This is a genomic window from Candidatus Poriferisodalis sp. (assembly GCF_965208895.1).
In the GTDB taxonomy this organism is placed as follows: Bacteria; Actinomycetota; Acidimicrobiia; order Acidimicrobiales; family Poriferisodalaceae; genus Poriferisodalis.
Window position 1 is genome coordinate 3682628 of sequence record NZ_OZ242363.1, and the last position, 24124, is coordinate 3706751.

A 24124-nucleotide genomic window follows, 5' to 3' on the forward strand; every position below is an offset into this window, starting at 1 on the left:
ATGCTCAGGCTTCGCTGGCGAGCGGTAGTTCATCCACCGCACGTCAGGGGTGGTTCAGCAGCGTTCTGACGATCTCGCTGACGTGCCAGCTGATGTCGACGTCAATGGTGCCGACGCGGCGAACCAGGCGATTGGCATTGACGGACCGCAGCAGTTCGCACTGCACATAGCTCGTCTCGTGCAGGCCTGTGCGAGCGTTCGCTGGGACTTCGACGTGGAGGTCCAGGCCCCGAAGCGTCGTCGTGAGCGGCGCCACGATTGAGATCGGGAAGTCGGAACCGAATATGTTCGGCGGCCCCAGCACGAGCGCAGGCCGCAGCGAGGCAGGTTCGTTCGGATACGGCTCGCCGAAATCGACAAGCCAGATCTCGTCAATCGACGCCATCGCTCACATGGGTCGATTCGGCCTCCGCCAGGTAGCCGGCCCATGCTTCTGGGTCGTCGCGCAATTCGGCATACTGCGCCTGCACTCGCAACCCGAATCTCAGCCGACGCAGGGCGTCGGCGGCGTGCCGGACCGTATCGGTGAGGCTGTCTCCACTCGAACGGCTCATCTCGACCAGTCGGGCATGTGTGTCCCGATCGACGCGAATGGTGGTGGTGTCCATATGGCAAAGCTACCGCGCTTGTTCGCGAAATTGTCTACAAATTATCTACATGAATCGGACAGGCGCTGCATCACTTCACGTCGAAATCTGCTGGCTGCGGGCGGCCGAGGTCAACGATCAGGCGGTTCAGGTCCGCGCGGGCCTCGGGGGAGTCGGCCGAAATCCGTGCGGGAGCGCAGGTGCGCTGGCGGTACCGTTTCGGCCGTGCCCGACGCCGCTGCCGAGACCCTTGACGCTCCCGCCGATGAAGCCGGCGCGCCGCGACCGTTGCGCGTCGGCGTCTTGGGCTGTGGCAACGTCGGAGCTGCGCTCGTCGCCATCCTGCACCGCGACAGGACACACCTGGCGGGACGCACCGGGCTGGACTTCGAAGTCACCCGAGTCGCGGTCCGCAATCTCAGCGCCGAGCGAACGGTGGAGCTGTCCGAAGGTGTCCTCACCCGCGACAGCGAGTCACTGGTGGTGGCGGACGATGTGGATGTCGTCGTGGAGGCGATGGGCGGCATCGAGCCCGCCCGCCATCTCGTAGCCGCGGCGCTCGGGGCTGGCAAGCCCGTCGTCACGGCCAACAAGGAGCTCATCGCCAACGTCGGCGAGGAGCTGTTCGCCTTGGCGAACACCAACGGCGTGGACTTGGCGTTCGAGGCGGCCGTTGCAGGCGGGATCCCCCTCATCGGCGTGCTGCGCAACTCGCTCATCGGCGAACGCATCACGCGTGTGATGGGCATCGTGAACGGAACGACTAACTACATCCTCACTCGCATGACCGAGGACGGGGCCGACTACGCCGACGTTCTCGGCGAGGCGCAGCGCCTGGGCTACGCCGAGGCCGATCCGACCGCCGATGTGGAGGGCTTCGACGCAGGCGCCAAGGCGGCGATCCTGGCGATGACCGCGTTCGGGGCCAAGGTCGTGGCTGGCGACGTCCACCAGGAAGGCATCAGCAGCATCGGCACGGGCGATATCGCAGCTGCCGCCCGGATGGGCCACGTGATCAAGCTGCTTGCGGTGGCCGAACGCCAGAACGGCGAGATCGCCGTACGGGTGCACCCGGCGATGGTGCCGGTCGGCCACCCGCTGGCCTCAGTGCGCGACGCCTTCAACGCTGTGTTCCTGGAGGGTGAAGCCGTTGACGACCTGATGATGTACGGGCGCGGCGCAGGCGGATTCCCAACCGCCAGCGCGATGCTGGGCGATCTCATCACGGTGTCGCAGAATCTTCACCGGGGAGTGTGCGACGGATTCGGCCCGCTCACCGCCGCCCGTCTGCGGTCCATCGACGAGACCTTCACCGCGTACCACCTGCAATTCGACGTCACCGACAAGCCCGGCGTGCTCGCCGCGGTGGCCGGAATCTTCGGTGAGCACGGGGTGTCGATCCGCTCGGTCGAGCAGACCACCCGGGCCGGGGCAGCCGACGACATCGCTCACCTGGAATTCATCACTCACCGAGCTCGGGAGGCCGATGTGGCCTCCACGCTGCGAGATGTGCGAGAGCTCGACGCTGTGCGACGAATCGGCAACGCGATCCGCGTGATCGGCGAGTAGCGGCCGGGATCGGCCGAGGGCGCCATGCGCTACGTGAGCACCCGGGGCGACGCCCCGATCCTGGACTTCGGTGACGTGCTGCTCGAGGGACTCGCCTCCGACGGCGGGCTCTACGTGCCCGACGGGCTGCCGACGATCCGCCCGAGCGACCTGGCCGACTTCGCACGGCTGGAATATCACGAAGTCGCCACACGGGTTCTCGCCCCGTTTGTGGCGCCATCGCTGAGCAGCGACGACTTGGCTGCGCTGACCGAGGACGCCTACGCCACGTTCGACCATGCAGATGTGGTGCCGACGAGCCGGCTGGAGACTGGCGAGCACCTGGTGGAGCTGTTCTGGGGACCGACGCTGTCGTTCAAGGATGTCGCTCTGCAGCTGCTGGGCAGGCTCTTCGAGCACGAGCTGGCCCGACGAGGCAGCTTCATGACCGTCGTAGGCGCCACCTCGGGAGACACCGGGTCGGCCGCCATCGAAGCATGTCGGGACCGCGCGGGCATCGAGTTGGTCATGCTGCACCCCGCCGGCAGGGTCACCGAGATCCAGCGACGGCAGATGACAACGGTGGACAGCCCGAACATCCACAACGTGGCCATCGACGGCACGTTCGATGACTGCCAGGACTTGGTGAAGGCGCTGTTCGCCGATCGGCCGTTCCGTGAGCGGATGCGGCTGGGCGCGGTGAACAGCATCAACTGGGCCAGGGTTGCTGCGCAGACCGTGTACTACGTGACCACAGCAGCGAGGCTGGGGGCGCCCGAGCGGGCCGTCTCGTTCTGCGTGCCGACCGGCAACTTCGGCAATGTGCTTGCCGGCGACGTCGCTCGCCGCATGGGTGTGCCGATCGACCGGCTGGTGGTCGCCACCAACCATAACGACATCCTGACCCGCACCCACCGCAGCGGCGAGATGTCCATCAGCGAGGTGCGACCTTCGACCAGCCCCGCCATGGACATCCAGGTGTCGAGTAACTTTGAACGCCTGCTGTACGAATTGGGCGGACGTCGTGGTGCCGCGCTCGCTGCCGACATGGCCCAATTCCGGGCCGACAAGTCCTTGACATTGACTGCCGGGGTGCAAGCCGGCCTGCGCGCCGACTTTGATGCCGGCGCAGCGAGCGAACCCGAGGTGGCTGCCACCATCGCCGCAGTGAACGAATCCGACGAGCGGCTCATCGACCCTCACACCGCGGTCGCTCTCACGGTGGCTCGCCGAGACGCCCCCACCGGCGGCTGGAACACCCCCATGGCCGTGATGTCAACGGCCCATCCCGCGAAGTTCGGCGACGCCGTGCTCGAGGCCACCGGCCGCCAACCCGAGCTGCCGCCAGCGCTCGCGGCACTTGCAGACCGGCCCGAACACCTCACCACCCTGCCCAACGACCTCGCCACCATCCGCGACTTCGTCACCACCCGATGCACCCGTTGAACCGTCCGGCGTTGCCAGGTCGCTATGGAGCCCATATCGGTCGGTAATCGCCGGAACCGCCTGTCAAACTCATCTCCGGTCGAGTTTGGGCGATGTGATGAGCGATTCGAACGAGCAACATCGCGCAGCACCCGTCATGCGGTGGGAGTTTGCAGCGCTGGCGGTGCTCGTCGTGCTGCTCATCGCCGTGCTGATTGCGAACCAGTCGTCAAACGTCGACGACGCGGGTGACACGGCGTCAACAGTCCAACCAGGTTCCGCAACGCCAACGACGACTGCGTCCCGAGCTTCAGCGGAGCCCGAGGCGACGGCGTCCGAGGCGTCAGACGTGGCGCAGACCCCGGTTGCCTCGGAACCTCAGCCAGCGGCGACGACTGAGGGGTTCAGTGAGAGAACGCCGGACCCAGATTCGAGGGCGAGCGATGCTTCCGAGTTTGACGCTGCAGCAGACGAGACGCAGCCATCCGAGTCGGTTGAGGACTCTGTCTCGCCGCCGCCGGACGGCATTCCTCCCGAGACGGACGATATGGGCGAAGGGTCTGGTGCAATCTCAGTGGGCGGGAGCTTTGCGTGCGCTCTTCGCCTCGACGGGACAGCCCACTGCTGGGGATCGCAAGGTCTTGGCCAGACTGATGCTCCGTCGGGCGCATTCCGCAGCATCTCGTCCGCTGCAGCGCACACATGCGGCCTGCGTGCCAATGGCTCTGTTGAATGCTGGGGGTGGAACGATGTCGGCCAAGCGGATGCGCCGCTCGGTGAATTCGTATCCGTCAGCGCAGGTGGCAAGCACACGTGCGGCTTGCGTGCGAACAGCTCCGTCGAATGCTGGGGCGATGATGCGTCGAGCAGTCGCACACCGGCTGGGACCTACCGCTCGATTCATGCGGCGTACCAGGTCACATGCGGACTGCTCGCCGATGGCAAGATTTCTTGCTGGGGTGAGGCCGAGTCCGCAGACGCTCCAGTGCCGCGCGGTTCGTTCACACGCCTCTCCGTGAGTCGTGACGGCGCTGTGGCGTGTGGCCTGCGGACGGATCAGACTGTCGCATGTTGGGGGCGTAACTACCAGGGGCAGGCTTCGGCGCCAGGAGGGTCGTTCCGCGACGTTGCCGCCGGCCCGTGGCATTCGTGTGGCGTTCGCGTTGACGGTTCAGTTGAGTGCTGGGGCGAGGCCAAGCTCGGCCAGTCGGAGGTGCCCACAGGTCGCTTCGTCTCGGTGGTCGTCGGAGACGGCCATGCTTGCGCTCTGAGGACCGATGGTGTCGTTTCGTGCTGGGGCAACAACAAGGAGTCCCAAGGAACCTCGCCGGCTGGCCGGTTCACCTCGCTGGCCGCCGGTTTGTACGACAACTGCGGCTTGGTCGTCAGCGGCGCTCCTGTCTGCTGGGGGCAAGAGTACGACGGCCGGGACGCTGCGCCTCACGGGGAGTTCGCCACCTTCGGCACCGGGGCGTGGCACGTCTGCGCCGTCCGCGACAGCGGCCAAGCCGAGTGCTGGGGTTGGAACTTCGGTGGCCCGACAGACGTCCCGGATGACCGATTGATCTCCGTCGACGGCGGCCATTACCACTCTTGCGGACTTCGGATTGACGGATCGGCGTCGTGCTGGGGAGGCTTCCCGGACGAACTGAGCGGCGTCCACTTTGTGCCCGACGAGCAGTTCGTCGAACTGTCGGCCGGAGGAGGCATCACGTGCGCACTGCGTGCCGATTCCACCGCGGCGTGTTGGACTGCTGATGGATTCGTCGAATCGCCGCCGGGTGCCTTCACGTCGCTCTCCGTCGGTGTCCATCACAATTGCGGTCTCAGGGAAGATCGCTCCATCGAGTGTTGGGGTGACAACACTCATGGTGAACTCAACGCTCCCGAGGGTGCGTTCACGGTTGTCTCGGCAGGGGAGCGGACCTCATGTGCACTGGATCAGGCGGGCCGGATTTCCTGCTGGGGGTCCAAGGACGACGGGCTGCTCAACGCGCCGCAGGGGATATTCGCCGATGTCTCCGTCTCGACCTGGCATGGTTGCGCGCTCGATTACGACGGCGAGGTCGTGTGCTGGGGCAGCAATGACAACGGCGAACTCGACGCCCCGTCTGGGCCCTTCGAAGATCTGATCGTCGGAAGGAACTTCGCCTGCGCACACCGCGCTGACCGCCAACTGGAGTGCTGGGGCAATGGTGGGCGGGCGGAGTTCGCAGCTAGGCAGCGTCACAGCCAGTAGCAGCAGAGATTGCGCGGCGGTAGCGTCGGCGCTGATCGACGGTTCCCCAGTGCAGGGCTCGCTCGGGCGTCACGGGACCGGATCGCTGGGTCGGGCGCAGAGGCCCGTCACAGGAACCGCACACTCGCATCGCGTCCCGGGCGGCGTCGCGAGGCCACGCCGGAGCTTCAGAGGTAGCCATGTCGGACATGCCGGATCGTGCATTGCTCGAATCCAAGGAGCGAGATGAGCTGCTGCAGATCGCCACGGCGCTGGGCGTCGAGGTAGCACCCCGGGCGCGCAAGAACACCATCATCAGCGCCATCTTGGCCCCCGAAGGCGCCGCCGGTGCCGACGGGGAAGATGGTCAAGGCTCCGCTGCCGCCGAGACGGCGTCACAGACCCCTTCGGACACCCCAGCGGTCACCAAGCGCACCCGCACGCCGTCGCCACCGGCCGACTCCGGTCCCGCAGCCGGAGCGGATGCCACAGCCGAGCCGCCGGTCACGACACGCGACCGGGGCGCTACAGCCGACGACGATTCCGCAGCGCGAGAGCAGCCGGGCGCTTCCCCTTCAGAATCTTCGGGTTCGGATGTCCCGGTGGCCGAGGAAGGCAACCGTCGCAGCCGTCGCCGTGGCCGCGCGCGCGACGACGCGCAGATCGTCGGCGAGACCGTCCATTGCGACGGCCTGCTCGACCTGCGCGACGAGGGCTACGGATTCCTTCGCACGAATGGCCCCTTGCCTTCCGCAGACGACGTCTATGTCGCAGCCCGTCAGGTGCGCCAGTACGACCTGCGCCGGGGCGACCGGATCACCGGCGTCAGCCGTCCAGCAGCCCGCAGCGAGCGGAACCCTGCACTGCTGCGTCTCGACACGCTCAACGGCGAACAGCCGCCTGATCAGCCGGATCGCCCGCTCTTCGACGACCTCACTCCCGTGCTGCCCACCGACGCCCTGCCGCTGGCCGGTGAGCAGGGCGCGAGGCATCTCGCCGCCGTCGATGATCTCGCTCCGATCGGATTGGGCTCGCGCGGCCTGCTCACCGCGAGCGGTACGCATTCAGCGTCGCCGCTGCTCTTGTCCATGGCCGCCGCCATCGGCGAACAGCACCCCGACACACACCTCATCATTCTGCTCATCTCCGAGCGGCCCGAGGACGTCACCGAGATGACTCGCCGACTCGAGACCTCGGGCGAGGTACTGGCCTCGACGTTCGATCGGCCGCCTGAGGAACACCTTGCCGTGGCTGAGCTCACGCTGGAACGCACCAAGCGCATGGCGGAGGCCGGAGACGATGTCGTCATCCTCTTCGACGGCTTGACACGGCTCGCGCGTGCCTATGCCGCTGGCGGGAACGGGCGGCACCAGCCGACCGACGCCGTGGGTGCGGCCATCAGCTCGACGCTGAGATTCTTCGGCGGTGCCCGAAACCTTGAAGACGCAGGTTCCATCACAATGGTGGCAACGGCGCGCACGTCGACGGGCTACCAAGTCGATGACCTCGTAGCAGGCCGCCTGCGCGAGGCAGCGAATCTCGAGATCGCGCTCGGCGCGGGATTGCCCGGCGTCGCCGCGCTGGAGGCCGGCGAATTCTCCTTGGACAGCGACGCCAGCTTCAGCTTGGGCGAGCACCGCTGATCGTCGCTCGATGCGGGTGTGCCTGTCGTCGCCCGCTCTCAGGGGCTTCGCCGATAGGCAGAGCCGTGGCCCGAGCGGCCCGTGAGCGACAGCGAACAAGAGCGGGAAGCAACTGGTGTAACAACAGAAAGGTGCGCCCGTCGCCGCCCGCTCTTAGGCTGATTGCCTCAGAGCCGTCGAATGAGTGCCTGCGAATCAGGGAACACGATGAAGAGCGACATCCATCCGAACTACCGGCCTGTGGTCTTCCGGGACGCCGGTGCCGACTTTGCCTTCCTCACGCAGTCCACGGTCGAGACGAACGACACGATCGAGTGGACCGATGGCAAGACGTATCCGCTGGCCAACGTCGAGCTGTCCAGCGCCAGCCACCCCTTCTTCACCGGCCAGATGAAGATCGTCGACACGGCGGGCCGCGTGGAGCGCTTCGAGCGCCGCTACGGCCAGCGGAAGCGGCGGAGCTGAACGGGCCACCGGTGAGGTGCGGCCGACGGGTGCTGCGGGCATCATCGATGAGCCAGCCCAACCGCCCCGGTCCGCTGCACGCCTGAGAGCACTCGTCATGGCGCTCGACGCTGATCGCATCCGGGCGCTTCACGCGGCCAAGCTGCGGGCACTGACCCGCGACGCGCTCGGCCTCGAACCCGGCGAGGTTTCCGGCACCGACGACGGCGCGCTGGCCGTCGTGACGAACGCCGAGACCACCGTGGTGTGCCTTGCGCACGAACGCGCCGAGCGAGCGCTCGGCGGCGCGCTGGCGCTCGCGGTGCGCGCTGGGTGCCACGGCGTGCATGTCTTCGCCGAGAACCACAGCGGCGTGCTTGCCCGTCGGGCGGCGTGTTTCGTCTCAGCACCGACTGTGTGGCAGATCGACGGTTCCCATGCCGCCATCGCTGAGGCGGCGCCGCGGCCGACCGAGCCCCCACCGCCACGTGTGCCCGAACTGGTAGCGCTGCTCGGTGCTGCCGGTGTCGAGGTCACCGTCGAGCACGGCGTGATCACGGGCGAGGTGGAAGGTCTCGAAGTGGCCCGGGTCGTTGCTGGGGCCCCCCGCGGCGACACGGCAGCCGGCGACGGCGATGCAGGCGAGGCCTCGACGCAGTGGCAGATCGAGGTTGGTGTGGGTGCCCATGATCGGGAGGCGTTCTCGCTGCTGCACGCAGATGAGCCGACGCCCGAAGCCATCCGACGAGTCGCCGAGGTGGTGCGAGCGCACCGCTCGCCCGGCGCGTCGCCCCACCCGCTCAATCGCTTGTCAGCAGCCCGCTGGCTTCGGTCGCTGCTGATACGGCGGCCAGACCTCGTGGGTGCAGGCCGGCTGCGAGCTGCGTCGCCACCGCTGCCTCACGGAGGCCCAAAGGACCCGGTGCCCGCAGTGGCGTACGGCTTGACGCCTGAAGGCCGCCGCTTGGTGGTGGTGGCGTGCGTCGGCATCGATCTCGATGTGGTGCCCTTCGCAGCCGATGCTCGGCTGTTTCTCGATCCTGACGCCGAACTGGTGGTTGCGCTGCCTCGTCGCGATGCCCACGAGGTCATCAGGGCCATGTCGGCCAGGCTTCGCAGGCCGGCGCAGATCGTCGAGATCGACGACAGTTGGCGCACCATCACCGGCTCGAGTTCCTGATCCGCTCATCACCCCCGCAGTTAGCCTGAACGCGTGTCGGGCACCTTCGAAGCCTTCGAATCCGAACGGCTCGATGCGCTCGAGGCCGAGCGAACCGAGCTCGAGCGAAAGCTGGGCGAAGACGCTGCGTCAGGGGATCGTGCCCGCTTCGCCGACCTCGGACGCAGGCTCGCACGGATCGGCGAGATCATCGACGTCGTCCACGAGGCTCGCGCAGCCACAGCCGACGCCGAGGCCGCCCAGGATCTCCTCAACGCCAGCGACGGTGACGATGCAACCGAGGCCGGCCAGATGCTCGAGGTCGCCACACAGCGGGCAACGCAACTCGACGAGCGGCTGAAGACGCTGCTGCTGCCGCCCGATCCCAACGACGGGCGAGACGTCATCGTCGAGATCCAGGGTGCCGAAGGCGGCGAGGAAGCCAATATCTGGGCCCGCGACCTCTTCGAGATGTATCGGGCCTATGTCGCCGCGCGGTCCGGCTGGTCGTGGGAACTGCTCGGCAGCCAGGACAGCGACATGGGCGGGTTCACCAATGTGACGTTCGCAGTGCGCGGACATGATGTGTGGCGGGCGCTGAAGCACGAAGGGGGGCCGCACCGGGTGCAGCGTGTGCCGGTGACTGAATCCCAAGGCCGAGTTCACACGTCGTCGGCAACAGTGAGCGTGCTGCCCGAAGCCGCCGAGGTCGAGGTCGACATCGACCCGAACGATCTCATCGTCGACACGTTCCGGTCATCGGGACCCGGAGGCCAGTCGGTCAACACCACCGATTCGGCGGTGCGCGTCACCCACAAGCCCACCGGGGTCGTGGTGTCGATGCAGGACGAGAAAAGCCAGCTGCAGAACCGGGCCAAGGCCATGCGGGTGCTGCGCTCGCGCCTCTTGCAGCTCCGCCAAGATGCCCACGCGGCCGAGGTGGCGGCCCACAAACGCGACCAGGTCCGCGGCGGCGGCCGGTCCGAGAAGATCCGCACGTACAACTTCAAGGAGAATCGGGTTACCGATCATCGCGTCGGGCTCACGATCCACAAGCTCGACCGGGTGCTGGCCGGAGAGCTCGACGAGATCGTCGACGCCATGCAGCGCGCGGAACGCGAACGGCTCCTGGCTGCCGCCGTCGCCGACGGCGATGTGCGCCAAGGGGTCGAGAAAGCCGCTTCTCGGGTGATTGCCTGACGCAAACCCCCACGTCAGCGGCGTGCGCGTGGGGCCGAGCCTGCGTGCTTGTGCATCCTGGCGGCTGATCTGGCTTGAGAGCTGGGGCACTGCGCGCGCTATCCTGACCATTGCGTACATCTGTGTACGGCACGGCAGCGACGTGGCCGGTGAGAACGGCCGGGCCGGCGTGGGTTTCGAGCTAGGAGTGGCTGGCAATGCAGAAGCGAAGTGATTCCCCCCCCCCCCCCCGGTGCGGGCATGAAGACCGCGCGGCGCGCTGTGTGCGGCGTTGTGGTGGCGCTGCTGACCGCAGCGTCGGCGGCGGTGGTCGCGGTGCAGCCGGCCGCGGCACATGAGACTTCTCCCCAACGTGTTGGGTTGTACATGAGCGGTGGCTCCAACAGATTGGTGAGCGAGGGCACCTCGTTCACCCTCACGGCCGAGCGCACCAGGGGCGGCAACCACGCCTCGCACACGGGCACCGCGCTGATCGTTCCGATCCAGTTCAGCCCAACGGGAGGCGTAACGGGCCGTTCGGCGTCGGCTGACGATCTGATGATTCCTGCGTCCATCACCATTCCCGCCAATCAGACCACTGGCTCGGTCACCGTTCAGGTTGTCGACGACAACATCGCCGAAGAGTTCGAGCGGGCCGCGATCGTGCTCGGGCACTTGCCGAGAGGGTGGCATCCGGCCCCCTCTCGAATCCCACAGACCAGGAACGCCGACCCGGACGATCCCGGCAGCCCAGGCGTCTACTTCGACATCCGGCCCAGCGACGTTGCCGATATCGGCCGCCTGCGGTTCCGGGTGTGTACGAGGGCGGACAATTCTTGCCCGGTGAACGGCGACGACGGCTGGCAAGAGACCACGACCCCGTCGCTGACCCTGACCGAGGGCGGTTCTGCCAAGTCGTATCAGTACCGGCTGACCCCGGCGCTCACTTCGTTCCGTGAGGTCGAAGTGCATCCCGCCCATTCGGACATTACGAATGCAGATTTCGACCGTGATCGGCTCACCTGCGTCGCGAGCGCCGATCACTCTGTATTTCCCCTGAGTTCTCTGACTGTGCTGCCCGGCGACACACCGTCCCAGTGCCCGCATCGGCCGAGGTCCTACGGCGGGGATCAGATTGACACATGGCGCACGGTGACCTATCGCGCCGGCCAAGATGCGGACGCGAAGGGCCACAGCGTGACGGTGCGGCACCGGACGCTGGCCCGGATTACTGGCCATCCATATGCGGGCCACTACTACCAGGACCCCTCCGGCGAGAGGTGGCCGGTGCAGATCACCATTACCGATGACGACGCCCCGGACCAAGACGTGCAGTTCTCCGCGGGCGCCAACGGCTCGACCTGGATCAACATGAACGACGGCGGAGGAGTGGATACAGCGCTGCCTGATGTGCTCGTTCCGGGCGAGACGTATTCGTTTCGCGTGCGGCTGAAGAACCGAAGCCTTGCACCCGATCAAACGCACATCCTCACCCTGCGTTCCGAATCGCATTGGCGGGATGTGAAGATGTCGCTGGTGTGGAACAACGGGGCTGAGGACGCCCAGTGGTTCCAGCGTTTGGACTTCAAGACCAGTTCCAAACGCAATCGCGTGTACACGGTTCGGGTGCATGTCGCGGCCGACGCTACGCCGGGCAACGTGGTGTTCGACCAATACACGCCGCCCGGGTTCTGGAGCCGAGCAGCCGATCCTCGCAGTCGGTGGAACCGTCACTACTCGCGGACGACCGTGGCGTGCATCGCCTGCCCCGAGTCCGACGATGGGCCGATCAGTGACTCCGACGATGCGCCGATCAGCGACTCGAACGATGCGCCAATGGGTGACTCCAACGATGCTCGGCTTGACGAGGCGGCTCTGATCGCGGAGGTGAATGCGCATATCGCGGATTTCACGCGCCGGAATCATGCGAACGGTGTCCGTGATTGGAATCTGATCTTGGATCGGCTCGAGGGCCGTACGGGTATGAGCGACGCGGACATTGCTGTGTGGCTGGAGCGGGCGGTCCGCCATGGCTGGCAGGACGGCGTCACGACGCTGCCGAAGGTGCAGGCGATGTTGGCGGCGCCGCAGCCGGTCGTTGTGCCGGAGGTGAACATCACCGGTTCTGTCGGCGGTACGGAGGGTTCTGACGTGTCGTTCACGGTGAGCGCGGTTCCGCCGCCGACTGCCGATCTGGCGGTGAGCGTGACAGTGTCGGCTTTGGGCGACTTCGGCGTGCCGACGGGTTCCCATACGGTGACGATCCCGGCGGGGCAGTCGTCCAAGACGCTGACGCTGTCGTCGTCTGACGACTCGGTTGATGAGCCCGACGGCTCGGTGACGCTGACGCTGAACAGCGACAGCGTCGGCGGTTACACGGTGGGTTCGTTGTCGTCGCAGTCGGTGCAGGTGCTCGACGATGACGATCCGCAGCTGGTGGCCGCGCCGGTGGTGAGCGTGAGCGCTGGGGCCGGTGTCACGGAGGGTGGTGCTGCGTTGTTCACGGTGAGCGCTGATGTGGCGCCGGCTGCGGATCTTCCTGTGAGCGTGACGGTTTCTGCGTCGGGTGATTACGGCGTGGTGACGGGTTCGCGGACGGTGACGATCGCGGCGGGCACGACCAGCAAGGTTGTGTCGGTGGCGACGGTCGATGACTCGGTCGATGAGGCTGACGGTTCGGTGTCGGTGACGGTGGCCGACGGTGCCGATTACGACGTGGGCACTGCCACGGCGACGGTTGCCGTCGCTGATGATGACGATCCGCCGACGCCGGTGGTGAGCGTCAGCGCCGGGGCCGGTGTCAGCGAGGGCGGTGCTGCTTCGTTCACGTTGACGGCGAGCCCGCCGCCGGCGAGTCCGATCTCGGTGAGTGTGTCGGTTGGGGCGTCGGGTGATTTCGGGGCGGTGACGGGTTCGCGGACGGTGACCATCGGCAGCGACGGTTCTGCGTCGTTCAGCGTCGCGACCTCCGATGATTCGGTCGATGAGGCTGACGGTTCGGTGTCGGTGACGGTGGCCGACGGCGCCGATTACGACGTCGGCACTGCTTCGGCGACGGTCAGCGTCGCGGACGATGACGAGCCGCCGCCGGTGCAGGACGTGCCCGACACCGACGGCATCGCCGACACCGACCAGGCGCCCGCGGACGCCGATGCGTGTACCGGCAAGCCGACCGTGGCCGCAGCCGATGTGACCGCCCGGCGAGGCGACGACATCGAGTTCGTCATCAGCATCGACTGCGCCCACACCAGCGACGTCGCCGTGCACTACTCGGTCACCCGCGACGGGCAACTCGCCATCAGCGACGCAGGAATCGCGACCATCAACAGCGGCGACACCACTACCACCGTGACCTTGTCCACCACCGGCGGCGTCGCCGTCGTCGGCCTGTACCTCGCCTACGTCTCCGAAGTCACCAACCCGTGGGGAGTCTGGGCGTACGGCACCATCACCGACTAGGAGGGTGGTCGGTAATGGGTGCCTGGCCCAATCCGCGAGCCCCGACCTGCGGCTTTGCATGCGCCAACCACCCGAAATGCGGCTATCCGACCACACTCCTAGCAGGGTGCTGAAACAGTCGATGTGTGCTTGGTTGGCGAGCTCAAGCCCGCAGTAGCCGGTGTCGCAGCGGGAGGATGAGCCGATCCGCAACGGCCCACAGGAAGGGCTGACGCTCGGAGATTTGTTCCGGGGACTGCGTGCGCAGTTCGAGGCGGCTGGAGTGCCCGATCCGGGGGTGAGCGCACGCCGAATCGCAGCCGAAGCCAGCGCAACGGAGGTCGCCGCCGTCGCCTTGGCGCCGCAGACGCCGATGGCCGCACGCATGGTGGCCCACGCCGATGCGTTGGCGGCCCGGCGGGCGGCGGGCGAGCCTTTGCAATATGTGCTGGGCAGCTGGGGATTCCGCAACCTTGACTTGGCCGTCGACCGCCGAGCCCTGATCCCGCGTCCCGAGACCGAGGTGGTCGCGGGCATAGCGATTGACTGGCTGGCCGCGACCGTGCGAGGCCGCCGACCCGCACAAATGAACGTGGCCGATCTCGGCACGGGCTGCGGCGCGATTGCACTGTCGGTCGCGCACGAGGTTCCCCAAGCCCGAGTGTTCGCTACGGACAGCTCCGTCGATGCACTGGCGCTGGCGGCAGCCAACTTGGCCGGCTTGGGGAGGGCGGCCGCCCGTGTCTCGTTGCATCAGGGAGACTGGTTCGATGCACTCGTCGGCGTGCCTGGTTCCGCCAGTGACGGCGGTGTTGCGGATTCGCTGGCAGGGCGGCTCGATGTGATCGTGTCGAACCCCCCCTATGTGGCCGACGGCGAAGTCCTGCCGGCCGAGATCGTCGACTGGGAACCGCACGCCGCGCTGTATGCCGGAGCCGATGGTTTCGAGCCACTGCACACGATTGTCCGAGATGCCCGTGGCTGGCTGGCCCCGGGCGGTCTGCTGGTGCTGGAGCTCGCTCCCGATCAGGCGCCTCCAGCTGTTGAAGTGGCGGTTGCCCGTGGTTATGACGACGTGCGCATCAAGCGAGACCTTGCCGGCCTCGATCGGGCGCTGATCGCGTTGCGCCCGCGTTCGGAACCCGACGAGGCCGAGCTGAGGCTGGCCGCCGAGCGGCTCCGCGGCGGCGGGCTTGTGGTGGCCCCCACCGATACGGTCTGCGGTGTTATGGCCCGCTACGCCGACACCGACGCGGTCGCACGGGTGTGCGAAGCCAAAGAGCGCCCCCGCAGTGACCCCATGCCGATCCTGGTGTCAGGGCTCGCGCAGGCCGACGAACTGGTCGAGCTGTCTGGGTCAGCTCGATCTCTGGCGCAACGGCACTGGCCGGGCGGCCTGACGCTGGTGGCGAAGCGCCGAGGGGGGCCCGATCCATTGCACGGCCGCGAGACACTGGGCGTGCGCGTGCCGGCGCTGGGATGGCTGCGCTGGCTCATCGACGAGGTCGGGCCAGTGACCGGCACCAGCGCAAACCGCCACGGCGCCGAGACGCCCACCGACGCCGAGGAAGCAGCATCGAGCCTCGCGAGCCCTCCGGCAGAGTCGGCCCAACCCGGCCGCGTCATTCGCGGCCAGGCTCTCGGGGGAACCCCCTCGACAGTGGTGGACGTCACCGGAGACAAGCCCGTCGTGCTGCGAGCAGGGGCAGTCCCCGCCGATTTGCTTCGCTTCGCGTAGGACAGGCGACAGGCCTTCTCGCCCCTCGCGGTTGTAGGGCCTCGGGCGCTGGAAATTCGCCCAGCTGGCACCGAATCCGGTACCTGAGGGGCGGCGACGGCTGCGAGACTGACGCAGTGGCTCACCGCAACCCCCATGCCTCTCCGCCGCTGACGATCGCGCTTGCTGCCGATCACGCTGGCTGGGAGCTGAAGGATCGCTTGGCGCAGCATCTGCGCGGCAGCGGATATGAGGTGGTGGACTTGGGCGCCAATGGCCCGGAGTCGGTCGACTATCCCGATTTCGGCGAGGCCGTCGGCCAGGCGGTGGCGAACCGGACGGCAGACATCGGTGTGGCGGTGTGCGGCAGCGGCATCGGCATCGCGATGGCCGCCGGCAAGGTGGCCGGAATCCGTGCGGCCACCGTTCACGACGAGACATCGGCTCGGCTTGCCCGCGAACACAACGACGCCAACGTGATCTGTCTCGGCGCCCGTCTCGTGGATCCGGGCGGGGCAGTAGCCGCACTCGATGCGTACCTCGCAGCGGCGTTCGAAGGCGGACGCCATCAGCGACGGGTCGACAAGATCGACGCACTCGGCCGGCGCTGAGGCGGCCTGAGCATTCGAAGCCGAACTGAGGCACCCCGCATAGGGCGGGCACCGCAAGGAGACACAGCTTCATGACCCGAACGCACCCCACCACAGCGAGCTGGGCACCGCTCGGCGATCCCGAGATCGATGCCGTGCTGGCAGCCGAACTCGAGCGCCAGATGACGACGATCCAACTCATCGCCTCGGAGAACTTCGCATCGCCCGCAGTGATGGCGGCGACCGGAAGCGTGCTCACCAACAAGTACAGCGAGGGCTACCCCCGGCGCCGCTACTACGGCGGCAACGTCAACGCAGATGCCGCCGAGCAGCTCGCCATCGATCGGGTCAAGGCGCTGTTCGGCGCTGAGCATGCGAACGTGCAGCCCCATTCGGGCTCGCAGGCAAACGCTGCTGTGTACTTGGCGCTCCTCGACATCGGCGACACGGTGATGGGCATGAGCCTCGACCAAGGCGGGCACCTGACCCATGGTTCGCCCGTCAATGTCAGCGGGCGGCTCTACAACTTCGTGAGCTACGGCCTGACGCCCAGCGACGAGCGGATCGACTACGACGCCATGGCCGAGTTGGCCCGCGAGCATCGGCCCAGGCTGATCGTGGCGGGCGCGACGGCATATCCCCGCCGCATCGACCCAGTGCCGTTCCGCGAAATCTGCGACGAGATCGGCGCGGTCTTCATGTTCGATGCAGCCCACATTGCCGGGCTGATCGTCGGCGGCGTGCACCCGAATCCGGTGCCGGTTGCCGACATCGTCACCTTCACGACGCACAAGACGATGCGCGGGCCGCGCGGCGGGACGATCCTGTGCACTCAGGAATACGCCAAGCGCATCGACTCAGCGGTGTTCCCCGGCAGCCAGGGCGGCCCGCTCGATCATGCTGTCGCTGCCAAGGCGGTGGGCTTCGCCGAGGCAGCGCGCCCCTCCTTCGCCGCGTACCAGGCCCGCATCGTCGAGAACGCGGCCGCTCTGGCAGACGCACTCGCACATCACGGCTTCCGGCTGGTCTCGGGCGGTACCGACAATCACCTGCTGCTCATCGACCTGCGCACCTTCGACGCTGACTTGACGGGCAAGGCGGCCCAGGAAGCGCTCGACGCGGCCGGCGTCACGCTGAACCGCAACGCCATCCCTGACGACCCTCGCTCGCCGTTCGTGACGAGCGGACTGCGGATGGGCACCCCGTCGGTCACCACCCAAGGCATGGGACCAGACGAGATGGCGAAGATCGCCGAGTTCACAGCGCGAGTGCTGCGCACCCCCGACGACGCAGCCGTCATCGCCCAAGTGCGCGCCGAAGTCGCCGAACTCTGCGCTGCCTTCCCGCCCTACGACCGCTGAAGCGTCACGCGCGGTCGGAGCCGTTGCGGTCCGCGGCAGCGAGCGCTCGGCCATGCTGTCGCGGCTGAGCCGGGCATGGGGGGGTTGCAGGCCTCCGGCTCGGGCGAACCAGCCGTCCAGGCCGAGGTTGCGGCTGGGCTGGGTATTGGTGGTGTTGGGGTGCGGGGGTCAGTCTTCGGTCTGTTCGGCGGTCCAGCGGTCGGCGTGGGCGCGGGCTTGGCGGTCGTGTTCGATGGTTCGCAGCAGGGACTGCACTGACGAGCGCGTCCAGTGTGTGTTGCCGGTGGGCGTGCGGATGACGGGCTCGGCTGCCATCACTCTGTGTCGGGGCATCAGCATGGCGGGGGCGATGAGCGCTGCGACCAGAACGAGAAGGCGAATTCGGAGTGCCGCTCTACGGTCACTCATGCCCGTGATTGCGAGATGTGAGATTGCTCAGTCGCTGGCGAGCCTGATTGGCGGCTCTTGCCCTAGTTCGCACAGGAAAGAAAACAGCCCGCAGGCGGGTATTGTGTGCCTGTGCAGGCGATGGAGCATGTGAACGCGGAGCAGCTCCTGATTTCGGTCAGATGGCCTGAAGAGCCAGCGTGTCCTTCCTGCGGAGGAAGCGCCCGTCTTGTCTCAGGCGTTGACAGTGATCGCGAGTGGAGCGTTTGGCGGTGTGTTGGCTGCCGCAAGCGGTTCACGGTCACGACCGGCACGAAGATCCACTCGACGAAGCTTTCGCCGTCGCACTGGCTGGCTGCAGCCAGACTTCCGGACCCGGCACCGGCAGCCATCGTCGAGGTGATCAGTGTCTCGCATGTCACCGCACGCAGGATCTCGTCAGTCATGTCGCCGGTGAAGGACCTTGTGCTTGTCGAAAGGCTGGGGCATCTGCTGGGAGACCGGCGTCGGCGAGCCTCGGGCCCGGGCGACCCGTGGCTGGTCGAGCATCTGCCGGCCACGCTGCGCGTGGACGACAACCCGCTTGTCTCGTTGAGCGGCGGAACGAAGAGCGTGCTGAACGCGTTGAGGGCGCGGCCATTCGGCGCTACTGCGGCGAAAGTCGCCGAGCTCGCCGACGTCTCCTACTCGCAGGCGTCGCGATGCCTTGCTGAACTCGAGCGGCGCGGCTGGGCAGAGCGAACCACCACGGCAATCCAGCGCGGGTACGAACTGCGGCCTGCGACTCTGTGGGCGCTGTCATGGTCAGACGGCTGCATGGGGGCGCTCGCGTACCTGCGAGACCGGCCGACCCGGCGTGCGAGTGAGGCAGCAGATCGCGTGCCGCAGCGTTTCTGGCGGCTCTTCTGGTCGGGTGCTTCCGCCGACACGCTGCGAATCTCCCAGCACGGTCTGCACATTGCGGAGACTCTGATCGGCGGTCGTGATGTGTGCGCAAGGGCGTGGGCGATCTCGACGCTGCCGACGAACGTGCTCCAGGAGTGCCGGACTCTGCGAGGATTCGACACCGGACCGACCGCCGAGCTGCTCGACGCCGAGCTGGCGCGACGCGCAGTTGCGCCATGAGCGAACTCGACGGGCTGGCCGACGTCCTGCCAGGGAATCTGCGCAGCGTATGGCCTCACGTCGCAGAGTGCGCCAACAGAGTCGGGGGAGTGCTGATGGGCGGAACCGCCGTCGCCATCCACCTACGCCACAGAATCTCGGAAGATCTCGACGTCATCACGCTGGAGGACTTCTCCGGCAAGGCGCAGGAGAAACGGCTGCGCGCAGCAGCAAGTGTCGTAGACGTCGAAGAGGTGGCCGACAGCATGTTCCATGGCTTCGTCGACGGGGTGAGGGTCGACATCTTCAGGGCACTGCCGACCAACGAAGTGCAGCCATCCGACATGCAATGGGTCGCTCCCCCCACCGAGGTCGTAGGGATGACTGTCGGCTCGATCCCGGACCTGATGGCCGCCAAGCTCGACGTCATCAGGTTGCGCCCCAAGCTGCGCGACTACTTGGACCTCGCCGCGATGGATCAATCCGGCGCCTGCAGCCTCGAGGCGGGCCTCGGCTATTACTGCCGTCGGTTTGGGTACAGCCACCCGCCCCATGTGCTCGAAGAGATAACGCGACTGCTCGACAGGCCCGGCAAGCTGCCCACTGACCCTGACTACGAGGATCGCCGCGCTGGCGCGCTGGACCACCTGCAAGGGCGCGCACCCGACCTGAGAGACCGAATCGCCGAAATGCGCGACATCGCTGTCAACGACTCTGTCGCGGGCTCCGCTCAGCGGGTGCGCGAGACCGAACGAGCATCCGACTCGGGGCTGTGTGGCAAGTGGATGCCCACAGCGGGCACGCATTGTGTTCTTGACCCAGATCACGAGGGGCACTGCCAATCTGAGCGCTAGGAGACTGCTGATTTATTCGCTCCGATTTCAGCGTGCAGGGGGGGCTGTCAGAAGGGCCATCGTGAAGAGTCTCAGGATTCCGCCTGCGGGCTTTGGGCCTCGCGAGTTTGTTGAGTCTGTCCGGAACTAATCGAACAGTTCAAACCATCGAGCCATCTTCGTCGCCTGGGGACGGCGTCTCCTCAACCCCCGCCCTGCTGTGGGAAACGCGCCGATAGCGGGATTCCAGATACTCGTCGACCCATCGCCGACTGCTTCGCCAGCGGCCATCACCTCCGCGAGTCGCCTGAAGCCGCCCACGATTCGCCGCCGCTCGAAGCGCCACCTCGCTGGTGTCGCCGGTTGCCAAGGCCTCCAGTGGCACGAGACGGGCCGGTCCGGCGACGGCGGGAAGAACAAATCGGTACAGGCTGTCCAAGACAGCGCGAGCGAGCATCGCACCGAGCGGACCGGGGACGCCGTCGTCGGCCCGTCGCAGTGCTCGGAGGTACCGGTCACGATCTCGCTTGTAGATGATCGCCGGAGGAAAACCGAGCCGTACGAGCACCAGATTGAGGACCAATCGTCCGGTTCGCCCGTTCCCGTCCAGAAACGGGTGTATCTGCTCGAAGCGACAATGGACTGAGGCCAAGTCATCCGGGAAGTGAAGCTCGGCGGGGTCGAGCGCATTGACTTGCTGCGCCCATGCTGTCATCTCGGCCCCGATGAGAGGCGATGAGACCGGAGTCATGCCTTCGGGGAACGGGTGGATCTCATGCTCGCGATAGTTGCCGGGCCTCTCGGCGCGTGTCGCGTTCGGGTGAGGCGCTACCTCCCAAACCGGCGAAAGCGCAGCACGGTGGATTTCCCGGACTTCTGCGAGAGTCACGATCTGCTTGTGCCGGCTGAGCCCGACAGGGCGAACCGCTTGGGCGTACACCCACTCGGCCGCGTCGCCGTACCCTCTGACTTCCAAGTACTCATTGAGTTCCTTGTTGCCGACCGCCCGCCCTTCCGCAAGCAATCGCTCCACTTGCTTGAGTACGAGCGTGTTGCCTTCCAGAGCGGTCGAGTGGTGCGCCTCCTCATACCACATGCCCTTCCAGATATCGCTGGCTTCTTCGGGAAGAGGAAGCCCGCCGAGGTTCTTTCGCAACTCATTGACCTGGATCTGAAGGCGCTCGTAGACCTCTGAGTGCGACGGGCGGCCGGGTCCCGGGCGACGGATGGCCTCGGAACGGTCCGTCACGTCGCTTCAACCGTTCCGAGACTGCAACACGTAGCAACAGCGGTCCTGGCGCGAGATTTCAATTGTTGCGTCTGCACCGATGTGAATCTAGCGCGCAAATTCGAAGACCTTGCGGTTCTCGTGCTACGACACCGTCCGGCAATCTGTCGCGGCAGAGCCAAACCAATTGAACAGTTCAACTTCAACCTCGGATGTGCATCCTGCGAGGCAGGTCGATCATTCCTGCCGCATCAGCTGCCGCGGCGCTGACGAGGACCCGTCCATTGGTCCAGTTGATTCACCCTGGGATTTGCGCAGCCTCGTACTTGAGGGGCGGCGACGGCTGCGAGACTTGCACGGTGGCTCACCGCAACCCCCATGCCTCTCCGCCGCTGACGATCGCGCTTGCTGCCGATCACGCTGGCTGGGAGCTGAAGGATCGCTTGGCGCAGCATCTGCGCGGCAGCGGATATGAGGTGGTGGACTTGGGCACCAATGGCCCGGAGTCGGTCGACTATCCCGATTTCGGCGAGGCCGTCGCCAAGTTGGTGGCGAACCGGACGGCAGACATCGGTGTGGCGGTGTGCGGCAGCGGCATCGGCATCGCGATGGCCGCCGGCAAGGTGGCCGGAGTCCGTGCGGCCACTGTTCACGACGAGACATCGGCTCGGCTTGCCCGTGAGCACAACGACGCCAACGTGATCTGTCTCGGCGCCCGTCTCGTGGATGCCGGCGGGGCGCTGGCCGCTCTCGATGCGTACCTTGCAGCGGCGTTCGAAGGCGGACGCCATCAGCGGCGGGTGGACAAGATCGACGCACTCGGCCGTCGCTGAGACGGCCTGAGCATTCGAAGCCGAACTGAGGCACCCCGCACTCGACGCGCATCCCAAGGAGACACAGCTTCATGACCGCAACGCACCCCGCAGCAGCGAGTTGGGCGCCGCTCGGCGATCCCGAGATCGATGCCGTGCTGGCAGCCGAGTTCGGGCGCCAGATGACGACGATCCAACTCATCGCGTCGGAGAACTTCGCATCTCCCGCGGTGATGGCGGCGACCGGAAGCGTGCTCACCAACAAGTACAGCGAGGGCTACCCCCGGCGCCGCTACTACGGCGGCAACGTCAACGCAGATGCCGCCGAGCAGCTCGCCATCGATCGGGTCAAGGCGCTGTTCGGCGCTGAGCATGCGAACGTGCAGCCCCATTCGGGCTCGCAGGCAAACGCTGCTGTGTACTTGGCGCTCCTCGACATCGGCGACACGGTGATGGGCATGAGCCTCGACCAAGGCGGGCACCTGACCCATGGTTCGCCCGTCAATGTCAGCGGGCGGCTCTACAACTTCGTGAGCTACGGCCTGACGCCCAGCGACGAGCGGATCGACTACGACGCCATGGCCGAGTTGGCCCGCGAGCATCGGCCCAGGCTGATCGTGGCGGGCGCGACGGCATATCCCCGCCGCATCGACCCAGTGCCGTTCCGCGAAATCTGCGACGAGATCGGCGCGGTCTTCATGTTCGATGCAGCCCACATTGCCGGGCTGATCGTCGGCGGCGTGCACCCGAATCCGGTGCCGGTTGCCGACATCGTCACCTTCACGACGCACAAGACGATGCGCGGGCCGCGCGGCGGGACGATCCTGTGCACTCAGGAATACGCCAAGCGCATCGACTCAGCGGTGTTCCCCGGCAGCCAGGGCGGCCCGCTCGATCATGCTGTCGCTGCCAAGGCGGTGGGCTTCGCCGAGGCAGCGCGCCCCTCCTTCGCCGCGTACCAGGCCCGCATCGTCGAGAACGCGGCCGCTCTGGCAGACGCACTCGCACATCACGGCTTCCGGCTGGTCTCGGGCGGTACCGACAATCACCTGCTGCTCATCGACCTGCGCACCTTCGACGCCGACCTGACCGGAATCAGTCGTCGGCCTGCTCGGCGGTCCAGCGGTCGGCCTGGACGCGAGCTCGGCTGTCGTGCTCGATGGTTCGCAGCAGAGACTGCGCCGATGAGCGTTTCCATTGTGTATTGCCGGTAGGCGTGCGGGTGCCGGTCTCGGTGAGCGCGGCGGCGATGAGACCCTGCTTGCGTGGGCGTCCGGGGTGGCCTCAGTCGGACATCTTTGGCGGCAGCTCTCGGGGGTCGAGCGGCATGTCTCGGATCCAGGCTCGTGCTGCGTGGTGGGCGAGGTCGACGCGGCCGCGTGCGGTCGGCACGACCATGCCTGCGCGAATGAGCCGCTGTCGGTAGACGCCTGCGTAGCTGACATCCACGTCTAGGCGTTGCGCTATCTCAGCGAGGCGCGACTCGCCGTCGTCGGCTGCCATTGCCCTCAGGAAGCGTCGGTCGATCGGCGACAGGTCACGCCAAGTGGGCGCCAGCACGTGGCGGCTCACGCGTCGATTCGCCTCGGCTAAGCCCGATTCGACGTGCTCGCGGGTGATCAATGACGACCCGGCCGGTGCCGCAGCCCACGTGTAGAAGCCGACGAGCTGCACCATGAATGCATAGCCAGAGGTGGCGAGGCTTGCTGCGTCAAGCGCTTGGTCATCGATCGCGCGACCCTGTTCCTCGATCGGGGCCGAGAGCGCTAAGCGCGTGTCGGCGCGGTTGAGCTGGCCTATGTCGTGCCGTGAACAGCGATGAAGGAATGCCGACCGGTCCTCGGTCTCGATGTACTCCTCGAACGGCGGCAGCGCTGCGCCCGCGAAAGCGATCGGCCGCTGCTCACGTCGGCACACGTGCTGCATGACCGACCCGAATTCTCGGATCTCGTGCCGGTCTGCGCTGAGCAACTCGTCGACAGTGATCATCAAGCCGGTGGCCTCGTTCGCGAGGAGGTCGCCCAGGTCGCTGAGCGCTTCGCGCAGACTCTCGGCGGCATCGGGCGGTGGTGCGTCCCCGAAGTCTGCTCCGAGACTGAACGCCTGCACCGAGCGCACGCGGCGTTTCTGCGGTCCGGTGAGCGCATGGATGTGGCGGATGGCCGCCCTTTCGATCCGTGCAATCATGCCGGACCTGCTGGCGTCCTCGGAAATCGTCAGCCAGCCCTGCTCACGGGCGACATCTTCGGCGGCATTGAGCATGACCGTCTTGCCGGCGCCTCGAACACCGAAGAAGATCGTGGTGTAGTCGGGATGGGTTGTCCCGGTGATCAGCGCTTCATGGATCGTGTCCAAGATGTCGCCGCGTCCAGCCATGACCGGCGGCGCGCTGCCGAACGTCGGGGCGAACGGGTTCGATCCATTCATCGCCGAGTTCGCCTCCTTGGCTCG

At 66.7% G+C, this 24124-nt stretch carries 19 protein-coding genes and 3 pseudogenes; 17 read left to right on the forward strand and 5 right to left on the reverse strand.

Annotated elements, in window-relative coordinates; genetic code table 11:
• Positions 1-43: 43 nt before the first annotated feature.
• Together ACOGJB_RS16460 and ACOGJB_RS16465 are read right to left on the reverse strand one after the other, a co-directional pair.
• On the reverse strand, positions 44-385 hold the full coding sequence (locus ACOGJB_RS16460; RefSeq protein WP_419838176.1) for a type II toxin-antitoxin system PemK/MazF family toxin: 342 nt from the start codon (positions 383-385) through the stop codon (positions 44-46).
• Positions 372-608 (reverse strand): hypothetical protein, encoded by a 237-nt coding sequence (locus ACOGJB_RS16465; RefSeq protein ID WP_419838177.1) that lies wholly within the window; start codon positions 606-608, stop codon positions 372-374. Before ACOGJB_RS16465 ends, ACOGJB_RS16460 begins: the two co-directional genes overlap by 14 nt.
• 204 nt (positions 609-812) lie before the next feature.
• Between ACOGJB_RS16465 and ACOGJB_RS16470 the strand changes: the two genes are divergently transcribed.
• The 12 genes and pseudogenes from ACOGJB_RS16470 to glyA (ACOGJB_RS16525) all read left to right on the forward strand — a co-directional run bounded on the left by ACOGJB_RS16470 (position 813) and on the right by glyA (ACOGJB_RS16525) (position 17309).
• Positions 813-2156, forward strand: coding sequence for a homoserine dehydrogenase (locus ACOGJB_RS16470; protein WP_419838178.1), 1344 nt, complete (start codon positions 813-815; stop codon positions 2154-2156).
• A gap of 24 nt (positions 2157-2180) precedes the next feature.
• Positions 2181-3581: a threonine synthase gene (gene thrC, locus ACOGJB_RS16475; RefSeq protein WP_419838179.1), complete on the forward strand. Its 1401-nt coding sequence runs from the start codon at positions 2181-2183 to the stop codon at positions 3579-3581.
• A gap of 526 nt (positions 3582-4107) precedes the next feature.
• Positions 4108-4755, forward strand: a pseudogene (locus ACOGJB_RS16480) (RCC1 domain-containing protein); the annotation flags it as partial.
• A gap of 18 nt (positions 4756-4773) precedes the next feature.
• On the forward strand, positions 4774-5799 hold the full coding sequence (locus tag ACOGJB_RS16485) for an RCC1 domain-containing protein (RefSeq protein ID WP_419840756.1): 1026 nt from the start codon (positions 4774-4776) through the stop codon (positions 5797-5799).
• A 188-nt stretch (positions 5800-5987) separates the two neighbouring features.
• On the forward strand, positions 5988-7421 hold the full coding sequence (locus ACOGJB_RS16490; protein WP_419838180.1) for a hypothetical protein: 1434 nt from the start codon (positions 5988-5990) through the stop codon (positions 7419-7421).
• A gap of 207 nt (positions 7422-7628) precedes the next feature.
• On the forward strand, positions 7629-7886 hold the full coding sequence (locus ACOGJB_RS16495; protein WP_419838181.1) for a type B 50S ribosomal protein L31: 258 nt from the start codon (positions 7629-7631) through the stop codon (positions 7884-7886).
• A gap of 97 nt (positions 7887-7983) precedes the next feature.
• A complete protein-coding gene (locus ACOGJB_RS16500) occupies positions 7984-9045 on the forward strand; it encodes a hypothetical protein (protein WP_419838182.1) in 1062 nt (353 codons plus the stop codon).
• 33 nt (positions 9046-9078) lie between these two features.
• Positions 9079-10224, forward strand: a complete 1146-nt coding sequence (gene prfA, locus ACOGJB_RS16505; RefSeq protein ID WP_419838183.1) for a peptide chain release factor 1 — start codon at positions 9079-9081, stop codon at positions 10222-10224.
• Positions 10225-10464: 240 nt separating this feature from the next.
• On the forward strand, positions 10465-13662 hold the full coding sequence (locus tag ACOGJB_RS16510; protein ID WP_419838184.1) for a Calx-beta domain-containing protein: 3198 nt from the start codon (positions 10465-10467) through the stop codon (positions 13660-13662).
• 160 nt (positions 13663-13822) lie between these two features.
• A complete protein-coding gene (gene prmC / locus ACOGJB_RS16515; protein ID WP_419838185.1) occupies positions 13823-15379 on the forward strand; it encodes a peptide chain release factor N(5)-glutamine methyltransferase in 1557 nt (518 codons plus the stop codon).
• Positions 15380-15528: 149 nt separating this feature from the next.
• Positions 15529-15969 carry a ribose 5-phosphate isomerase B gene (gene rpiB, locus ACOGJB_RS16520; RefSeq protein WP_419840757.1) on the forward strand — a complete coding sequence of 147 codons (441 nt, stop codon included), beginning with the start codon at positions 15529-15531 and terminating at the stop codon, positions 15967-15969.
• Positions 15970-16040: 71 nt separating this feature from the next.
• Complete coding sequence (gene glyA, locus ACOGJB_RS16525; RefSeq protein ID WP_419838186.1) at positions 16041-17309, forward strand: serine hydroxymethyltransferase; 1269 nt, start codon at positions 16041-16043, stop codon at positions 17307-17309.
• Positions 17310-17477: 168 nt separating this feature from the next.
• Here the strand turns inward: glyA (ACOGJB_RS16525) and ACOGJB_RS16530 are convergent, their stop codons facing one another.
• Positions 17478-17717 (reverse strand): hypothetical protein, encoded by a 240-nt coding sequence (locus ACOGJB_RS16530; protein WP_419838187.1) that lies wholly within the window; start codon positions 17715-17717, stop codon positions 17478-17480.
• A gap of 120 nt (positions 17718-17837) precedes the next feature.
• On the opposite strand from ACOGJB_RS16530, the pseudogene ACOGJB_RS16535 reads away from it, so the two are divergent.
• From ACOGJB_RS16535 to ACOGJB_RS16545, 3 genes and pseudogenes are all read left to right on the forward strand, one after another.
• Positions 17838-17975 (forward strand): annotated as a pseudogene (locus ACOGJB_RS16535) (transposase); the annotation flags it as partial.
• A gap of 165 nt (positions 17976-18140) precedes the next feature.
• The gene (locus ACOGJB_RS16540) at positions 18141-18821 is read left to right on the forward strand and encodes a helix-turn-helix domain-containing protein (protein WP_419840758.1); all 681 of its coding nucleotides are present in this window, start codon (positions 18141-18143) and stop codon (positions 18819-18821) included.
• Positions 18818-19654 carry a nucleotidyl transferase AbiEii/AbiGii toxin family protein gene (locus tag ACOGJB_RS16545; RefSeq protein WP_419838188.1) on the forward strand — a complete coding sequence of 279 codons (837 nt, stop codon included), beginning with the start codon at positions 18818-18820 and terminating at the stop codon, positions 19652-19654. Before ACOGJB_RS16540 ends, ACOGJB_RS16545 begins: the two co-directional genes overlap by 4 nt.
• A gap of 139 nt (positions 19655-19793) precedes the next feature.
• Here the strand turns inward: ACOGJB_RS16545 and ACOGJB_RS16550 are convergent, their stop codons facing one another.
• Positions 19794-20882 carry a Fic family protein gene (locus tag ACOGJB_RS16550; RefSeq protein ID WP_419838189.1) on the reverse strand — a complete coding sequence of 363 codons (1089 nt, stop codon included), beginning with the start codon at positions 20880-20882 and terminating at the stop codon, positions 19794-19796.
• Between the two features lie 371 nt (positions 20883-21253).
• Between ACOGJB_RS16550 and rpiB (ACOGJB_RS16555) the strand changes: the two genes are divergently transcribed.
• Positions 21254-21694, forward strand: a complete 441-nt coding sequence (gene rpiB / locus ACOGJB_RS16555) for a ribose 5-phosphate isomerase B (RefSeq protein WP_419840759.1) — start codon at positions 21254-21256, stop codon at positions 21692-21694.
• A 71-nt stretch (positions 21695-21765) separates the two neighbouring features.
• Positions 21766-22746, forward strand: a pseudogene (glyA, locus tag ACOGJB_RS16560) (serine hydroxymethyltransferase); the annotation flags it as partial.
• Positions 22747-22957: 211 nt separating this feature from the next.
• Here the strand turns inward: glyA (ACOGJB_RS16560) and ACOGJB_RS16565 are convergent.
• The gene (locus ACOGJB_RS16565) at positions 22958-24100 is read right to left on the reverse strand and encodes an AAA family ATPase (protein ID WP_419838190.1); all 1143 of its coding nucleotides are present in this window, start codon (positions 24098-24100) and stop codon (positions 22958-22960) included.
• Between the last annotated feature and the right edge of the window lie 24 nt (positions 24101-24124).